Genomic DNA, 17,444 nt, shown 5'->3' on the forward strand with positions numbered 1-17,444 from the left:
TAACGCAACATCCGCCATCCAAGTGCACTCTTAACAGCTTATCTTAAAAGTTGATGTGCAACTGATCGCAAGTCTGAGTTGAAAAATAACATCGCGCGTGAAACAAATGCTGCGTATTGTTGTTTGTGCATACAGCGTATCAGCCGGTTTGGATCGGCAAGCGATCAGGAGACGGAACATGCGTTGGCGGGGGCGTAGACAGAGCGACAATGTTGAAGATCAGCGCGGCCAAGCTGGCGGCGGTTTTCCGGGTGGCGGAAGGTTTCGCATTCCTGGCGGTTCCGGGCTACGGACAGCGGGAGGTGGTGGATTTTCAGGCATCATCATACTTGCCGCGATTTTTCTGTTTTTGAAATTCTGCACCAACATTGATCCGATGCAGATATTGGTCGATTCCGGTGGTGGACAATTGGTGCCAGGCCAGACCCAGAGCGATACTTCGGTAAAAAATAACGACGAAACGACACAATTTGCCAAAACAGTTCTCGCGGAGACGGAAGATGTCTGGAGCGGTATCTTCAAGGCTGAGGGCCAGGCCTATCCAGCGCCCACCATGGTACTGTTTAGCGATCAGGTACGTTCTGCATGTGGCTTTGCCAGCGCCGCTTCCGGTCCTTTTTACTGTCCAGGAGATAAGAAGCTCTATATTGATCTGAGTTTCTATGACGAGCTGGATCAGAAATTCGGCGCTTCAGGTGATTTCGCGCAAGCTTATGTGTTGGCGCACGAGGTTGGGCATCATGTGCAAAATCTTGTCGGTGTACTGCCAAAATTCAACCAGATGCGGCAGAACATGAGCGAAGCGGAAGCCAACGCCATGTCAGTACGCGTTGAACTACAGGCAGACTGTTTCGCCGGTATCTGGGGGCATTTCACCGAGCAGAAGGGTATTCTCGATGTTGGTGATCTGGACGAGGCGCTTAATGCTGCACAGCAGATCGGCGATGACACCATGCAACGCAAGACCCAAGGTTATGTCGTTCCGGAAAGTTTTAATCACGGAACATCCGCACAGCGCAGCAAGTGGTTCAAGCGAGGCTTCGACAGCGGCAAGTTGGATGATTGCGATACGTTTAGCGGCAGCATTTAACCTGACCGGGACGCGTTAAACCGCGTCCCGCCTGTCCGCCGTAGCGTGGCCCAGTGCAAAGGTCACAGCTGCTCGGGAATGTATCGTGGTTGAATCGAAAACAGGCAATGCCAGATTATCTTCGGTTAATGACAGGCAGATTTCAGTGCAACCGAGGATCACGCAATCGGCGCCAGTCTCTTTCCCACGGGCAACGATTTTCTCAAGTGCGTGGCGAGACTCGTCTTTTACGATACCGCAGCAGAGTTCATCAAAGATGACTGAGTGCACTTTGGCTCTATTGATTTCGTTCGGTACAACAAGATCAATCTGGAAATTATCGCGTAAATAGTCTGCGTAAAATCCATGCTCCATAGTGTAACGGGTCGCCAGTAGAAGTGGGCGCTTTTTGCTCACGTCAGACAGAGTACGGCCCGTTTCATGCCTGATGTCGATAAGGGGAATGTTGACGGCAGCGGCGACCTCATCAGCAACGAGATGCATGGTGTTGGTGCAGATCAAGACACAATCCGCTCCGGTAGCTTCTAGCCGACGGGCTGCATCCGACAGAAGCGCAGCTGCATCATCCCAGCGGTTACTCTTTTGCAGGGCAACAACTTCGGAAAAATCCAGCGATTGAACGGCGATTTTTGCCGATGACAACCCGCCGAGATGTGTGCGGATTTCCTCGTTAATCTGACGGTAATAAACCGCGGTGCTTTCCCAACTCATTCCGCCGATCAGTCCGATAGTGCGCATTCTCGATCCCTCATTTTGTGATCTGAACAATAAGGAATATGGCGCACAATGTATTCGCAATATTTGCAACTTTCGGTTATGATTGCGCAAAATCAGGGCGTATATTGCTAAGTATGCGCGATTAATTTGCTTGGATTTACGGATGATCGACGATCGTGATCGCAAGATTCTTGATATGCTGCAAGAAAACGCTGCGGAAAGCATTTCCGACCTCGCTGATAAAGTGAGCCTTTCGATTTCCGCATGCTCGCGGCGTATTCAGCGCCTGGAAGAAGAGGGGTACATCAAGCGCCGTGTGGCTCTGCTCGATCGGCCGCTGGTTGGTTTGCCAACCACGATGTTTGTTATCATTCGTACCGCACGGCATTCGGCCGAATGGCTGGAACAATTCCGGGCAGCGATTGCTGATATACCGGAGATTGTCGAAGTGCATCGTATGACCGGCACGATCGATTATATATTAAAGCTCGTTCTGCCGCGCGTTGAGGCCTATGATGAAATTTATAAAACACTTGTTGAAAAGGTGGATTTTTTTGACATTTCTGCCTCCGTATCAATGGAGACATTGAAAGCCACAACGGCGGTGCCCACCCTTTATGCAAAATAATCTGTCAGAAGGGAAAGGCTGCGTTCGGAACAAATGGTGTATCGCCGGGCGACTCAATCTGTTTTATTTACAGGAAAACAGTATGTCTTATGAAAAGCGTATCTCGTTAGGTCACGACGATCTCAGTCTTTCCCGGTTGGCTCTTGGCGCATGGCGACTTTTAAGCAGCCCTGATAGACCTGATGCTCGCAGTGTTGCCAAGTTGGTTGATAGTGCAATCGATATCGGCATAACAAGCTTCGATCATGCTGATATTTATGGCGATTACGGCGTCGAGGAGGCTTTTGGTGCGGGATTGCAGCATTGGGGCGGCAGGCGTGATACAATTGAGTTGATCACTAAATGCAATATCATGCTGGTATCGAATGCACGCCCCGAAAATCGCATCAAGCATTATGACACGAGTTCGACGCACATTAAGGCTTCAGTGGAGCGTTCGCTAAAAAATCTGAAGACCGATTATATAGATGTGCTGCTGATCCATCGGCCTGACCCATTGATGGATGCTGATGATGCTGCGCGGGGTCTGGAAGATGTCGTCAAAGCTGGTAAAGTGCGTGCAGTTGGCGTTTCAAATTTTCTGCCATGGCAGTTTGATCTTCTGGCATCGCGGCTGCCGTTTCCACTCGTCACAAACCAGATCGAGCTTTCTGTCATACATGTTGCACCATTGACAGACGGAAGTCTTGATCATGCCCAACGACTGAAATACCCACCGATGATCTGGTCACCGCTCGGCGGCGGTAGTCTATTCACAGGCGAGGGCCCGCGAGAAGCTCGACTTCGCATGGCTCTGAGCGAAGTCGCTTCAGATTTAGGGACGAGCGACATTTCGACAGTTGCCATTGCTTGGCTGCTCCGTCATCCAGCCAGATTGGTACCTGTTCTTGGCAGTCTGAAAATTGATCGACTAAAGACCATGGCGACCGCTCTCGATATCGAGCTCGATCGCCAGCAGTGGTTTGCGATTTTAAAGGCCAGTACAGGGAAAGACGTCGCCTAAGCAGCGTGATCACGCTCCGACAATAATTCCATGCCTTTCTTGTGCCGGATCAGATTAAAGAACCGGCGGAAAAGATAGTGTGAGTCCTGAGGCCCGGGAGAGGCTTCGGGATGATACTGAACCGAAAATACAGGACGGCCAGTTACACGCAGGCCGCAATTGCTGCCATCAAATAGCGAGACATGGGTTTCTTCCACGCCTTCAGGGAAGGAGGCGGCATCAACGGCAAAGCCATGGTTCATGGAAACGATCTCAACCTTGCCGGTTGTGTCATCACGAACTGGATGATTCGCCCCATGATGGCCTTGATGCATTTTCTTGGTGTCGCCACCAAGTGCCAATGCCAGCATTTGATGCCCAAGGCATATACCGAATACTGGAATGTCAGTTTTAATCAGTTCCTTGATTGTCGGGACGGCATATTTTCCGGTTGCAGCTGGATCGCCAGGTCCATTGGAGAGAAATATTCCATCTGGTTTGTGGGCCAGAACATCTTCTGCGGTGGCGGTCGCAGGGAGAATTGTAATCTTCGCACCAAGTCCTGCTATAAGGCGCAGGATGTTCCGCTTGATACCATAGTCAATCGCAACGACATGAAACTCAGGTGAACTCTGTTCGGCAAAGCCTTCGTTCCAAACCCATGGCTTTTCGGTCCATACCGAACTTTGTCCTGACGTAACGTCCTTGGCAAGATCAAGATTCAACAAGCCATGCCACGAAGCAGCGCGCGTCTTGAGCGCTGGAATATCGAACTTACCATCAGGATCATGTGCAATTACAGCGTTTGGCATTCCCTTTTCGCGGATGAGTGCCGTCAATGCTCGCGTATCAACACCAGCAAGGGCGATAACGCCACGTGCTTTCAACCATGTATTCAGGTGATCGGTCGAGCGATAACTCGATGGTGAAGTGATGTCGGCCTTGAACACTGCACCAACTGCACCGGCACGATTGGCTGGCGTAAGATCTTCAATGTCCTGCTTATTAGCGCCGACATTACCAATGTGCGGAAATGTAAATGTGACAATCTGACCAGCATATGAAGGGTCAGTGAGGATTTCTTCATATCCAGTCAGCGCAGTGTTGAAGCAGACTTCAGCTTCGCAAATGCCAGTGGCACCGAGACCTTTGCCTTCAATAATGGTGCCGTCAGCCAATACGAGCAAAGCTGTGGGCTTTACTTCGGACCATGCCGCGGTTTTTGCTTGCGTACCTGCTTCTATTGGTATGGCTGTCATGCGGTACTCCTAAATTGAGCTAGCGTCGCAGTGAATAAAAAGGGCATTGAAAAATGCACTCAAATATCCCATATGACGTGGCTGAGCGCGATGGTTGATAATCACCCACCGCAGCAACAATAAAAATGTCTGGCTAAGTCCCAGTCCATAAACAAAGCAACGCCCTCGGTCAATTGCAAGACGAGCACTTGGTGGTAATTCATGTCGTGGATGACATGGCGCCATTGTTGATTTCGCTCGAAGCCATGACTAGGGTGAATGCATAACAGGAGAATACGGCCATGCGCGATACAATCGCCGAGGCACTGAATACAGCTATAAAATCCCAGGATAAACGCCGCGTATCAACGCTGCGCTTGATCATGGCAGCCATCAAAGATCGTGACATCGTAAATCGTGGAGTCGGGAAAGACCCGGTTAGCGGCGATGAAATCTGCGTGATTCTGGCGAAGATGATCAAGCAGCGCGAGGAATCCGCCAAGATGTATGAAGAAGGCAACAGACTTGAATTGGCTGAACAGGAGCGTGAAGAAATCGAGATTATTCGCGATTTTATGCCGAAACAGTTTTGTGAGTCTGACATACGCAGTGCCTGCACGCAGGTAATCGGCGAAATAGGAGCCGGTGGACTACGCGATATGGGCAAGTGCATGAATGCCCTTAAAGAAAAGTACGCCGGGCAAATGGACTTTAGTAAAGCTAGCGGCATCGTCAAAGAAATATTGCAATAAAGCCTGCATTGGCTGCTTGGGTTTGACCCCAATGACTAGGGCGAAAGACTAAGTCTTTCGCCCTTTTTGATTATACGGCGTTTTTCTGAAATGTGCGACGTTGCAAGGCGAGTGCCGATAACACGGTTACGGGAAGTAGTAAGGAGTAGACCACCAATGGCAGGGGTGTGCTGCCATCAAACAAGATGACGACACTGGTTCCTATAAGCCCCGTGATCAGGCTTTGAATGCAGAAATAGAGAGCTACAGCGGAACCAGCCCTATCAGCAAAATCGGCAAGGGCACCATTCGCGGTAACCGATCCCGTCAGCACGATGCCGGCAGCGATAATCCACATCGGCAACACAAAGCTCGCAAATGATGGAGTGAGAAACAGCTGGCCGATCGAGAGCGCTATTGCCCCAGCAATAATTGTCAGCATTCCGCGCATCAGGCAGCCTTCTATGCCCCATCGCGACACAAATTGTTTGGCAAATCGGCTGGCGATTATCATCACGACTGCAACAGTTGCGAAGACCAGACTGAACTGTATTTCGGTATATTGTGCATTGTTGATAAGAACCCTGGGCGCTGTCGAGAAGAATACAAAGAATGCTCCCATCGCCGCACTGAATCCCAGGGTGTAAGTCCAGAATGTGATGTTGCAAAGGATCGGAATGAATGTTCGTTCCGTTGTAGATGTGTGGATCGGATATGTTTCATGCCACATCAAAACAGCGCGCAAGCCTGCCAACGCGCTCAGGCCACCCAGGGCGACAAATATTGTCCTCCAGCCAAGCATATCTGCGATGAGGGCGCCTGCGATGGGGCCAAGTGCCGGTACGAATGCGAGCATTGACGTAAACATCCCATAGATGATCGCGCTTTCTGGCCGTTCACCATAAACATCCCGAACCGTGGCAAATGTTGCTACCAGCACCGCCGATGCGCCGATTGCCTGTAGAGTCCGGAACAATAAAAAAGGCAGTGCTGTGGATGACAAGGCGAGGCAAAACGATGCCCCGGTAAAAAGCAGAGCCCCTGCGAGCAGGACTGGCCGTCGGCCGATCCTGTCGGACAAGGGCCCGAAGATGATTTGTCCAAGACCTAGAAGGATCATGTAAAGACTAAGCGAGAGCTGGACGATGTTCGCAGTTGTTCCCAAAATGCCAGGCATTGCTGGAACGACTGGAAGGTAGATATCCATTCCAAGCGAAGCCAGAATGTCAAATGGCGCCATCAATAGGAGGGTTGCCGGGAGCGAGTAAGCCCAGATTTGTCGTTCGATAGGCATGATTATATGTCCGCAAAAATGAATTCATTTAGCGGCGTTTGCCTGTGATCAAATGATAGGATTGGTCCGACAGGTCGCCGCAACAACGTAAAGGTTGCTGCGGCTTAGTTGTCCGAGGTTTTCTGTGCACCCATTGTACTGCTCCAGACGGGACGTAGGAATTGCATACTCGACTAGCAGTCATAGACGCCGACTGCAACTGGCATGAAAAGGCATGCAATTATTTGCATAGCTATTATGCATATTTGAAGGTAGCAAAAAATTTAGGCTTTGCTATCTTCATCGTGTTGGGCTCTTTCCTCCCAGATACCCCAACGCCGAATGTACTGCACTCCTCCCGCGGTACATTTACAATCAGGACCGCTGCACCTCCTCCCGCAGCGGTCCTTTTTTGTCTTAACATTCCTCTTGATCGCGTTTGCCGGGTCGTAGGCTCCGTACATGGCTGATGGAGCAGTTTTTGCTTGCATCATGAGGTTCGTTCGCTACGTCATCTGTCTCGGCCATCAATTATCTCCACGCTCGGCGATATGTTTACTCATGTTGATACCTGTCACGTGAAACCCAAAGGCATCATACAGATTTTTCGCGCGACGATTATTGGCGGCAACACGTAATTTGATTTGATGAAGTCCTATGATTCCGGCTTCATTTTCGAGAAGTCTTAACGCTTCTTTGCCGTGTCCTTTGCCTTGTTCAGCAGGAAAAATATAGAAGTCGCAGATATAAAGCTCTCTCATTTTCACATTCACTTTATACCAAAGATAGCCGACAACGCGTTCTGTATTTTCTCCAAGATCAACAATACAAGTCAGGGTGTGTCCGGGCGTATCAATTCCCTGTGGCAAATCCCGTTCGACTTCGCTGATGGCCCGATCCTTTGCGGTTGAATGCTCAAGGTCATAATTAGCTGCAATCTCGATTGCGTAATCGGTAATGAAATAATCCAAGAAATCCAAATACTGATCTGTTCGCATTGGTCTGAGCATGAGCATCAATCGCGTCCTTTGCGTGTACTGCGCCTTGTGCACCAAACAGGTGGAACCGAAATGACGTGCCTACGTTATGGTTAATAAATGGAGGCAGATATGAAAGAACACACTTGGTCTACCGTAATCGGAATACTTGCGGGCCTTTCCATCGGTGCTGGTATCGGTGAAACTATGATGGGTAACATGTTGCTTGGAGTTCTCATCGGCTCTGCAATGGGAGCTTTTATCGGATCAAATACTCATATACATCGCAACTATTGAGACCATCTTCATTCGCTCAGCTGTGCAACGCGCGCAGGCGCGTGGTGTTCAACAGACCCTGTTCCTCAAGAACAGGATAAGCCATTGAGGCCAAAAGCGAATTGATCTGCTTTAGGTCCCGTATGGTGTCGAGGTGGATTGAGCTGGTTTCCAGACTGCGCACTGTCCCTTCGCGTAATCTACTGAAATGGCGCTGACTGCTCTGCTTCTCAAGGTCACGCAGGTGATCCTTTTCCAAAACCAATTGATGCGCAGTTTCCCGATCACGGGATACCAGCACATTGAAAGCCATACGGGCATTAACCAATACTTTTGCGTGGAAGTTGCTGAGTTCCAGCCAGCCTTCATCCGTAAATTTTAGTTTGCGATCCATTTTCTTCTGAACGAGTGCGAGCATATTTCGGACAATGATATCGCCGACCTGTTCAAGTTTAACACATGCGCCCAGCAGCTCTTGAGCACGGGCTACCTCAAAATCAGATAGCTTTTTCGTTGTCAGTTTGGCCAAATAGAGTTTGATCGCTGCATGCTTGCGATCCACCTTATCGTCAAGCATTGATAGTTCGTTGATGCGATCTTGTTCCGGATTTTCATAAAGCTCTATGACGCCGCGAAGCATGATTTCTACTGTCTCGCACACCATCACAGTTTCTCGTGTTGCGTTCGCCAGTGCAAGGCTTGGTGTGTCCAAGACACTCTCATCCAAGGCACTCAATTCTGCTTGAACCAGAGAAGGAGGGGGCGTGATGGGTGCGTTCAATGCAACGACTGCCTTGGTTATGCGTAAAACCAGTGCTGACAACGGTACTCCTGCCAACAGGATGATGATGTTGAACAGGATATGGCCATTGATGACTTGATCTGCTGGAGACGCGCCAAGGAAAGCAATCGAGGGTCTGAATGTCATAAAAAGAACGAGGATCACGATTGATCCAGCCCCCCGCATCAGCAGGTTTCCCATTGGCACAATCCGAGCCTGTGGGGCAGCTGATCGGGTGAGAAGAGGGGCTATAAATGATGATCCGAGGTTTACGCCGAAGATCATCACAATGCCCAACTCAGGCTGGATAAGGCCTCGTGAGGCGAAGGTGACTAATAAAAGCACAGCGGCAATACTGGAGTGGAATAGCCATGTCATAATCGCCGCAAGCAGAAACGCCGTAACCGGATCGGTATTGAGGTAACCAACAATAACCGGGAGCAGGTCGCTATTGCGTAAAGGCTCGGTCGCTTGCCCTGTCATCTCCAGCGAAAGAATCAAAAGACCGATGCCGACCAGTATGCGGCCAATTTGCCGCCAATTGCTCCGTTCTGTTGACATGAAGATGACCGTGCCTGCGACAAGACAGAGCGGCACCAGCAGAGTGAGATCGAAGCTGAGAATTTTTACAACCAGGGCTGATCCGACTTCGGCGCCACGAACTGCCATCAGTCCTGCAACACCGCTGACAAAACCCGAACCGACGAATGAGCCGACAAGCAGGCTGACCGCTGTGGAACTCTGTAAAGCAATAGAGAGCATTAGGCCCCAGAGAACTGCGAGAATAGGGTTGTGCAGGACGCCGCGTAGGCTCTGACGCATGCGTTCTCCATAGGCGCGCTCGACGCCTGTTCGAACCATTCGTGTTGCCCACAGCAGAAGCGCCACGGCGCCTGCCAAATGCAACAAAATTGCGGAACCATTCACTTGCTACAATCCTGACGTGTTGAAAGAAGCGGGAAATAGCAACCATGCCAAGTTTGATTGCAACTTATTAATATAAGATATCACTCAAAAAGAGAAAAAAATATGTCCCGGCTAAGAAAAAATATGTCGTTCCTAGCGTAAATATGTTGATGGAAGATAATTCATATATGGGATTTTGATAATTTGCCGGCTTTGTAAAAATTAAAGCCTCGTCTACTTTGGTTGCATTGTATGAGTCGGGGATGAAGCGCTTGAAGGCCTTTCATAGCGACCTTATTTAAGGCACAATGAGCGTGGATTTGGGACCTGCGTATCGAGCAGTCCATATCTTGCAGCAGGGCGTAATTTAGAACGAATATTCATATGCGATTTCCGCCATCTTTTCTCGACGAGATCAGGGAGCGTGTGCCGATCTCCAGCGTAATCGGGACACGCGTTTCGTTTGATCGAAAGAAAACCAATGCTCAGAAAGGTGATTTCTGGGCTTGCTGTCCGTTTCATGGGGAGAAATCACCAAGCTTTCACTGCGAGGACCGCAAAGGGCGGTACCATTGTTTCGGATGTGGGGTCACAGGCGATCATTTTCGTTTTTTGACTGAGCTGGAGGGCTTGAGCTTTCCAGAGGCGGTGGAGCGTGTAGCGGACATGGCGGGTATTCCCATGCCTGCACGTGACGCCGAAATGGAGATACGCGAGGCGAAGCGCGCGACGCTTTATGATGTCATGGAAATGGCAACCAAGTTCTTTGAGGATCAGTTGCAGGCGGCTGGTGGAGCAAAAGCACGGGCTTACTTGCGGGATCGTGGCCTGAGCGCAGCAACGCAACATTCTTACCGTCTCGGCTATGCTCCTGAAAGCCGCAATGCGCTTAAAGAACATCTGGCCAGCAAGGGGGCTACAAAGGATCAAATGGAAGCATGTGGGCTGGTTGTCTATGGAGATGACAAGCCAGTTTCTTTTGATCGTTTTCGTGATCGTATCATGTTCCCGATTGAGGATTTGCGGGGGCGTATTATTGCCTTTGGTGGACGAGCGCTCGCTCCCAATGCCATCGCAAAATACATGAACTCCAATGAAACGGAGCTTTTCCACAAAGGAAAGATCCTATTCAACGCATTGCGCGCCCGCAAAGCTGCGCAGCCACAGGCAGGACAGGCGGCCAAGGCTGTCATTGCCGTCGAAGGATATATGGACGTTATCGCCTTGGCCCAAGCGGGCTTCACGCATGCCGTTGCGCCTCTGGGCACAGCGCTGACGCAAGATCAACTGGATCTTCTCTGGCGAATGTCCCCCGAACCCGTGCTGTGTTTTGATGGCGACAGTGCCGGCATAAAGGCTGCACATAGGGCCATTGACTTGGCTTTGCCGGTTTTGAAGCCGGGATTTTCACTTCGTTTTGCTGTACTGCCAGAAGGTAAAGATCCGGATGACCTCGTTAAGTCGTCGGGACCTCAAGCTTTTCAGGAAGTGCTTAATGACGCGCGGCCCTTGGCGGACATGCTATGGAGTCGTGAGACATCAAGCGGTGTCTTTGACACGCCTGAACGTCGAGCCGAGCTTGAAGCGCGCTTAAAGCAGATGACTGCTTTAATTAGTGATGAGAATGTCCGGCGTCATTATGGTCAGGACGTGCGTGAGCGGATCCAGCAGTTTTTTGGGTCAAACCAACGCAGTATTGGTCGTAATAATGGTGAGCGCGGCAATAATCAAAATGGTTATGGCCAAAACGGATATGCTCAACGCGGGAAGGGTGCAGCGAGCGGGCGACTTGCTGTAAGTGCCACCCTAACACAATCAGCATTGGGCGGCAGGTCATCATCAAAGCTTCCTACTAGGGAAACCGCTATTCTAATGGCCCTGTTCAATCATCCTCGTTTAATTGAGGATGATTTTGAAACCGTTGTCGATCTTGAATTGGATCATCCGGATTTGAAGCGTTTTCATACGGCAATGCTTGATGCTATGGCTGAGCATCATGTCGCTAACGGTGCTGAAATGCGCAAAGTGATCGCTGACCAAGGTCTGTCTACCTTGGTTGAAGCGCTTGAAGCTGTTATTCGCCGTAATCGTGAGTGGTTTGCGTCCGCCGACGCTGCAGAAGAAGATGCCAGAGAGGCTCTGCGGCAGGCCATCCACTTGCATCAGCGCGCTCGCGCACTACATAAAGAACTGGAATTGGCTCGGGTAGCTTTGGGTGCAGATGCGACCGAAGAAAACTTTAACAGGTTACTCGATATACAGAATGATATCCGTAACGCGCAGGCCACGGAGGCACTGATTGAAGGGTTTGGAATCCCTTCTGGACGCTCGGGGAAGGGTTTTTAACCGAATTGATTCGCTTTTTTGACCCGAATCAGTTGAGTCGGGGTTGACGTGGGTCAATAATGACGGAATCAGATTGCGCAGAATTGTAGATATTGCGTTGATGTTTGTGGGTTTGGCAGAAATACCGGCAAATTCAACAAAGATGCAGCGTGCTCGCCACCGGAATAACAGGGTTAATCCGCCATTAACAGGATTTCGGCTAGTCGATCATTAATACCTTGATTGATGTAGGGGAACCGGTGCGCTGCTGCACTCGTTGTTCTCATGCATGAAAAAAGCGAATGTCGCTTGGAGATATAGAATATGGCAACGAAGGCAAAGGAAAATGAAGAAGTAGAAGTCGAGCGCGAAGGCGCGCCAGACGGTCCGCTTCTCGACCTTTCCGATGACGCTGTCAAGAAGATGATCAAGCTCGCCAAGAAGCGCGGCTATGTGACGATGGATGAACTCAATGCAGTTCTGCCATCTGAAGAGGTCACTTCAGAACAGATCGAAGATACGATGGCGATGCTCAGTGATATGGGTATCAATGTCGTTGAGGATGACGAGCAGGACGCAGACGCTGAAGAGGCTGACACCAGCGCCGACGAAGAAAGCGATGCACGCGAGCTCGCTGAGTCAACGGGCACTGCGGTAGCTCCGACTGTCACCAAGAAAGAACCAACGGATCGCACAGATGATCCTGTCCGCATGTATTTGCGTGAGATGGGAACTGTGGAGCTTTTGTCGCGCGAAGGTGAAATTGCGATCGCCAAGCGTATTGAGGCTGGCCGCGAGACCATGATCTCCGGTTTGTGCGAAAGCCCGCTGACATTTCAAGCGATCATTATTTGGCGCGAAGCCTTGAATGAATCGCAGATTCTTTTGCGCGAGATTATTGATCTTGAAACGACCTATGCCGGTCCTGAAGCAAAGCAGGCCCCGGTAATCGAGCGCGTTGAAGAAGAAAAGCCTGCGCCAGGAAATGACCGTTCGCGCAGTCGCCGTGATGATGATGACATTACAAATGTCGGTGGCGATACGCAGGTAGAAGACGATGATGATGAGGATGATGAAGCAAATCTGTCGCTTGCAGCGATGGAAGCCGAACTGCGTCCCCAGGTTATGGAGACGCTTGACGTCATTGCTGATACCTACAAAAAGCTGCGCAAGCTTCAGGATCAACAGGTTGAGAACCGCCTTGCTGCATCCGGTTCGCTGTCGCCAAGTCAGGAGCGCCGTTATAAGGAGCTCAAGGACCAGCTGATCAAGGCAGTGAAGTCGCTGTCGTTGAATCAAAATCGTATTGAAGCGCTGGTTGCCCAGCTTTATGATATCAACAAGCGCCTAGTCCAGAACGAGGGACGTTTGCTGCGTCTTGCAGAGTCCTACGGTGTACGCCGCGAAGATTTTCTGAAAGAGTATCAGGGCAACGAACTTGATCCGAACTGGCTGAAAGCCGTTTCCAACCTGACCACACGCGGCTGGAAAGAGTTCACGAAGAACGAAAAAGAGACGATCAAGAATCTGCGGACAGAAATTCAGAATATGGCGCAGGAAACTGCAATTTCCATTTCTGAGTTCCGCCGCATCGTTAACCAGGTGCAAAAAGGCGAGCGCGAAGCCGCTCTAGCCAAGAAAGAAATGGTTGAGGCAAATCTGCGTCTCGTTATTTCCATTGCCAAGAAGTACACCAATCGCGGGTTGCAGTTCCTTGATCTTATTCAGGAAGGCAATATCGGTTTGATGAAAGCGGTGGATAAGTTTGAATATCGCCGTGGTTACAAGTTCTCGACCTATGCGACATGGTGGATCAGGCAGGCAATCACCCGTTCTATTGCCGATCAGGCTCGCACGATCCGTATTCCGGTACACATGATTGAAACGATCAACAAGATCGTTCGCACATCGCGCCAGATGCTGCATGAGATTGGCCGTGAGCCGACGCCGGAAGAATTGGCTGAGAAATTGGCAATGCCGTTGGAGAAGGTCCGTAAGGTCCTGAAGATTGCCAAGGAACCGATCTCGCTCGAAACACCGGTGGGTGACGAAGAAGACTCACATCTCGGTGATTTCATTGAGGACAAAAATGCGCTTCTGCCCATCGATGCTGCAATTCAAGCGAATTTGCGCGATACGACGACACGGGTGCTGGCATCGCTGACACCGCGTGAAGAACGCGTCTTGCGCATGCGGTTCGGTATCGGCATGAACACGGATCACACGCTGGAAGAAGTAGGCCAGCAGTTCTCGGTTACGCGTGAGCGTATCCGTCAGATTGAAGCGAAAGCATTGCGCAAACTCAAACACCCGAGCCGCTCGCGCAAGCTGCGATCGTTCTTGGATAGCTAATACTATCAATGGTTAATGCAAAAAAACCGGGATGGTTTCGCCATCCCGGTTTTTTTGTTTTTAGCAGACTGGCACTTCAACTATTTGCGCTACTCGTTATCTGTTAGAGCAAAAGATAGATATCTGTCGTTGTATCCTCCACCATCAGCTATAGGCTGAACCCGGCTTGCGCCGGGTTCAGTTTGTTTCGAAGGGAATTACTTGTTGCTTGCCATCGGCGCGACCAATGGAGTGATCCTGCGGATCGCAACACGCCTGTTCTGCTGTTCAGGGCCTTCTGATTTGATCTTCAGATAGTTTTCGCCATAACCTTGTGTGGCCATGTTTTCTGGTGGAATGTCAAAGACATTGGTCAGGGCCTGCGCCACTGACTCGGCCCGCTTGTCCGATAGGATCAAATTTGCCTGATCCGAACCCACCGCATCCGTATGGCCTTCGATAAGGAAGGTCTCTGCTGGGTTCTTTTTCAATGTTTGTGCTATTGCATTGGCAACACTCTCGATGCGGGCGATCTGATCTTCACCAATTTCAGCAGAACCGAAGGGGAAGGTGATTGTATCCAGATCGACACGGCGAACCTTGTCACGAATACGTGCAGAGCGCTTCACTTCGTCTATAGAATAGAGACGCTCGACGCGTTCGACCGGTGGTTGAGCAAAAAATTCATAAACCTCCTCCTCCGGTACTTCTTCCGCATCCATAATGTATTCGCGCACCGGAATGGTAAGACGCAACGGTGGCAGATCGTCACCCGGATCGCGCCAAACGAGCCGTTCTTCGCGATCATAGTCAGGCGCGTAACTCAGCACGACCTCACGTCCGTCTGGCATTACCCGTGAGCGCTGAATCACATCCCCGTAGCGATTACGCACTGTTATAATCTGAACGCCATTCTCGCGGATAATCGTTTCCCGTGTGCGATTGCGCGGCAAGTCCTCATAATAAACATCTTGCGCATCCCGTGACATGCGGGGGCGATCCGAGCTTTCGACGAAGATATTATTGTTCACTTCAACGATAGTACGGTTATCAAACTGCTTGATGACCTGCACATCATCGGGGCGCTCATCTCGCCTACGCTCTTTGGTGCGTGTGCCTTTTTCTGTCCGCACTGGCTCGATCTTGACCGGAGCAAGCTCCTGCTGGACATCTGCATCAGATTTTGGCGGCGCGACAGAAGTCGTTGCTGGTGCTTCAACCGCTGGCTGCGCCTCCGAGGCTTTTCCTGTCGCTTGATCCTTTTTACCACCACGGCCTTTTTCCTCGCGCCCACCCTTTAGCGGCTTATCGCTATCGAGCACGGGTGCAGCATTCTCGGGGAGGGGCGATGCTTCCTGCTGCCCCGGCTCAACCGTCTCTCCCAAAGGGGCAGTGGTCGTTTCATCTGCAGGCGTCGAATTTTGATCTGGTGTTACGGGCGTAGCTTCCTGAGATGGCGCTGTTGGAGTTTCGCCCGCTGGCTGGTTGGGCGTTACAATTGCTGGCTTCTGTTCAATTACTTCAGGGGCAGTGTCCTGGGCTGGCGTTCCTTTGGAAGCTTTGTCAGCCGCCTTCTTGGCGTCTTCGACTGCTTGTTCAGATTGCTTGTCAGCGTCCTTCTGAGCGCGTTCTACTTTCTTGCGCGCTTTTTCTTCCTCTGATTTTTGAGCGGCTGCGGCTTTGTCAGACTCTTCCTGAGCAGCCTTCTTGGCGTTCTCAGCTTCCTTGGCAGTTTCTTCCTCCGTTGCTTTAGCTGCTTCAGCTTCGGATGCAGCCTTCGCGCGGGCGGCCTCTCCTACGGCCTTTTGCTCCTCGGCTGCTTTGTCTGCTTCGGCTTGGGCATCCCGTTTGGCTTGTTCAGCATCATCGGAGGCTTGCTTTTGAGCCGCCTCTGCCGCCGCCGCTTCGTCTGCCGCTTTTTGTTTGGCCTCCGATTGAATAGCCTTTTGTTGCTCCGCAGCTTTGTCAGATTCTGCTTGAGCATCACGTTGAGCTTGTTCTGCCTTCGAAGCAGCCTTTGCCTGGGCATCCCTCGCGCCCTGATCGGCTTGCTTCTTTGCCTGCTCTACAGCTTGTTTTTGCGACTCGGCAGCTGCATCGGACTCCTCCACCGCTTGCTGCTGGGCGTCGTTTATCTGTTCCTCGACCTGCTTCTTCTTCCTGATTGGCTTTTCAATTGCTTCAGCTTCAGGCTCTTGCTCTTCAACTTGTGCAAGCAGCATTTGCGGAACATTTGTATTCGATGAAATATACGGCCTGTTCAAAGTCGGCTGCTCTGCCATCGCATGCGGCGATGAAAAGAGAATTGCTGTTGAGGCGAAGAAAAGTGCTGTCCGTTTCATGTCCATCCCTGTCTCGCATTTCAAAAGTCTGAAACACGTCAAATGTTTTCAACCGCAACCTGTTCCATTTTTAAGGCAAGGTCTTGTCACGCGATCATTGTTCTGTCCGGTCCTGATGACCGAATCCGATAAATGCAGGATTGCAGCCTACGCCTGTATCTGATGTGAAGGGGCCGTTCATCTGGCGTTCATGGCAAAGTCATCCTTGCGCTGGACGGGATGATGCCGACGTTGTATTTGAGCGCATGCATAGCGAACCGTTCTGGAAAACCAAAACACTTGATGAGCTTAACCGCGCTGAATGGGAAAGCCTTTGCGATGGTTGTGGTCGTTGTTGCCTCCACAAACTTGAAGACGAAGATACTGAAGAAATCTACTTCACGACGGTTGCCTGCACGCTGCTTGATGCAGGGACGTGCCAATGCTCGGATTATGTTCACCGCAAGAAAAAGGTGCCCGACTGCGTGTTTCTTACTCCCGAAATTGTAAGAAGCGTCAGCTGGTTACCTGAAACCTGTGGCTATCGGCTCGTCGATGAGGGCAAGGATCTATATTGGTGGCATCCATTAGTTTCCGGTAGCGGTGAGACAATTCATGAAGCGGGTATCTCTGTTCGCGGACAAGTCACTGCCTTTGATCACGATCTGAAATCTGCTGAAGATTATTTTGAACACATGATCAGAATGCCTGGCGATTGAACTGTTTATAGTATGATCAGGGAACAAAGAGGGCTGGTTTGGTCTTTATTGTCTGTCCGGTTTGGCTGGACGTACTGACAGGAGAAGCTTCTATGGCTCGTCATTCTATCAAAATGCTGGCGCTGGGCGCCATAATTGGTATTTCTTCC

General features: G+C 50.6%; 14 protein-coding genes. 8 read left to right on the forward strand and 6 right to left on the reverse strand.

All coding sequences use genetic code 11. The features are described 5' to 3' along the window. Positions 1–178 precede the first annotated feature (178 nt). Positions 179–1,090 carry a KPN_02809 family neutral zinc metallopeptidase gene (ypfJ, locus tag ACYJL1_RS07455; protein WP_460897738.1) on the forward strand — a complete coding sequence of 304 codons (912 nt, stop codon included), beginning with the start codon at positions 179–181 and terminating at the stop codon, positions 1,088–1,090. A gap of 15 nt (positions 1,091–1,105) precedes the next feature. On the opposite strand, the gene ACYJL1_RS07460 is transcribed toward ypfJ, so the two are convergent. Beyond that, entirely contained in the window at positions 1,106–1,828 is a 723-nt protein-coding gene (locus ACYJL1_RS07460) for an aspartate/glutamate racemase family protein (RefSeq protein WP_460897739.1), read from the reverse strand. Positions 1,829–1,970: 142 nt separating this feature from the next. On the opposite strand from ACYJL1_RS07460, the gene ACYJL1_RS07465 reads away from it, so the two are divergent. Further along, on the forward strand, positions 1,971–2,435 hold the full coding sequence (locus ACYJL1_RS07465) for an Lrp/AsnC family transcriptional regulator (protein WP_460897740.1): 465 nt from the start codon (positions 1,971–1,973) through the stop codon (positions 2,433–2,435). Positions 2,436–2,517: 82 nt separating this feature from the next. Beyond that, the gene (locus tag ACYJL1_RS07470) at positions 2,518–3,438 is read left to right on the forward strand and encodes an aldo/keto reductase (RefSeq protein ID WP_460897741.1); all 921 of its coding nucleotides are present in this window, start codon (positions 2,518–2,520) and stop codon (positions 3,436–3,438) included. Here ACYJL1_RS07470 and carA read toward each other — a convergent pair. After that, positions 3,435–4,676, reverse strand: coding sequence for a glutamine-hydrolyzing carbamoyl-phosphate synthase small subunit (gene carA / locus ACYJL1_RS07475; RefSeq protein WP_460897742.1), 1,242 nt, complete (start codon positions 4,674–4,676; stop codon positions 3,435–3,437). The two genes, ACYJL1_RS07470 and carA, sit on opposite strands and share 4 nt — an antisense overlap. A gap of 281 nt (positions 4,677–4,957) precedes the next feature. On the opposite strand from carA, the gene ACYJL1_RS07480 reads away from it, so the two are divergent. Then, complete coding sequence (locus ACYJL1_RS07480; protein ID WP_460897743.1) at positions 4,958–5,407, forward strand: GatB/YqeY domain-containing protein; 450 nt, start codon at positions 4,958–4,960, stop codon at positions 5,405–5,407. Positions 5,408–5,477: 70 nt separating this feature from the next. Here ACYJL1_RS07480 and cml read toward each other — a convergent pair whose 3' ends face one another. Beyond that, complete coding sequence (cml, locus tag ACYJL1_RS07485; protein ID WP_460897744.1) at positions 5,478–6,680, reverse strand: CmlA/FloR family chloramphenicol efflux MFS transporter; 1,203 nt, start codon at positions 6,678–6,680, stop codon at positions 5,478–5,480. Between the two features lie 506 nt (positions 6,681–7,186). Next, positions 7,187–7,675: a GNAT family N-acetyltransferase gene (locus ACYJL1_RS07490; protein WP_460897745.1), complete on the reverse strand. Its 489-nt coding sequence runs from the start codon at positions 7,673–7,675 to the stop codon at positions 7,187–7,189. A 93-nt stretch (positions 7,676–7,768) separates the two neighbouring features. On the opposite strand from ACYJL1_RS07490, the gene ACYJL1_RS07495 reads away from it, so the two are divergent. Further along, the gene (locus ACYJL1_RS07495; protein ID WP_460897746.1) at positions 7,769–7,933 is read left to right on the forward strand and encodes a hypothetical protein; all 165 of its coding nucleotides are present in this window, start codon (positions 7,769–7,771) and stop codon (positions 7,931–7,933) included. Between the two features lie 16 nt (positions 7,934–7,949). On the opposite strand, the gene ACYJL1_RS07500 is transcribed toward ACYJL1_RS07495, so the two are convergent. Next, complete coding sequence (locus ACYJL1_RS07500) at positions 7,950–9,620, reverse strand: Na/Pi cotransporter family protein (RefSeq protein WP_460897747.1); 1,671 nt, start codon at positions 9,618–9,620, stop codon at positions 7,950–7,952. A gap of 363 nt (positions 9,621–9,983) precedes the next feature. Here ACYJL1_RS07500 and dnaG point away from each other — a divergent pair, with 363 nt between their 5' ends. Together dnaG and rpoD are read left to right on the forward strand one after the other, a co-directional pair. Continuing rightward, positions 9,984–11,945, forward strand: a complete 1,962-nt coding sequence (dnaG, locus tag ACYJL1_RS07505) for a DNA primase (RefSeq protein ID WP_460897748.1) — start codon at positions 9,984–9,986, stop codon at positions 11,943–11,945. 303 nt (positions 11,946–12,248) lie between these two features. Further along, positions 12,249–14,276, forward strand: a complete 2,028-nt coding sequence (gene rpoD / locus ACYJL1_RS07510; protein WP_460897749.1) for an RNA polymerase sigma factor RpoD — start codon at positions 12,249–12,251, stop codon at positions 14,274–14,276. Between the two features lie 197 nt (positions 14,277–14,473). Here the strand turns inward: rpoD and ACYJL1_RS07515 are convergent, their stop codons facing one another. Next, on the reverse strand, positions 14,474–16,597 hold the full coding sequence (locus tag ACYJL1_RS07515) for an OmpA family protein (RefSeq protein WP_460897750.1): 2,124 nt from the start codon (positions 16,595–16,597) through the stop codon (positions 14,474–14,476). Between the two features lie 245 nt (positions 16,598–16,842). Here ACYJL1_RS07515 and ACYJL1_RS07520 point away from each other — a divergent pair, with 245 nt between their 5' ends. Further along, positions 16,843–17,295: a YcgN family cysteine cluster protein gene (locus ACYJL1_RS07520; RefSeq protein ID WP_460897751.1), complete on the forward strand. Its 453-nt coding sequence runs from the start codon at positions 16,843–16,845 to the stop codon at positions 17,293–17,295. Positions 17,296–17,444 lie beyond the last annotated feature (149 nt).

The sequence above is a fragment of the Phyllobacterium sp. K27 genome, from assembly GCF_054796155.1.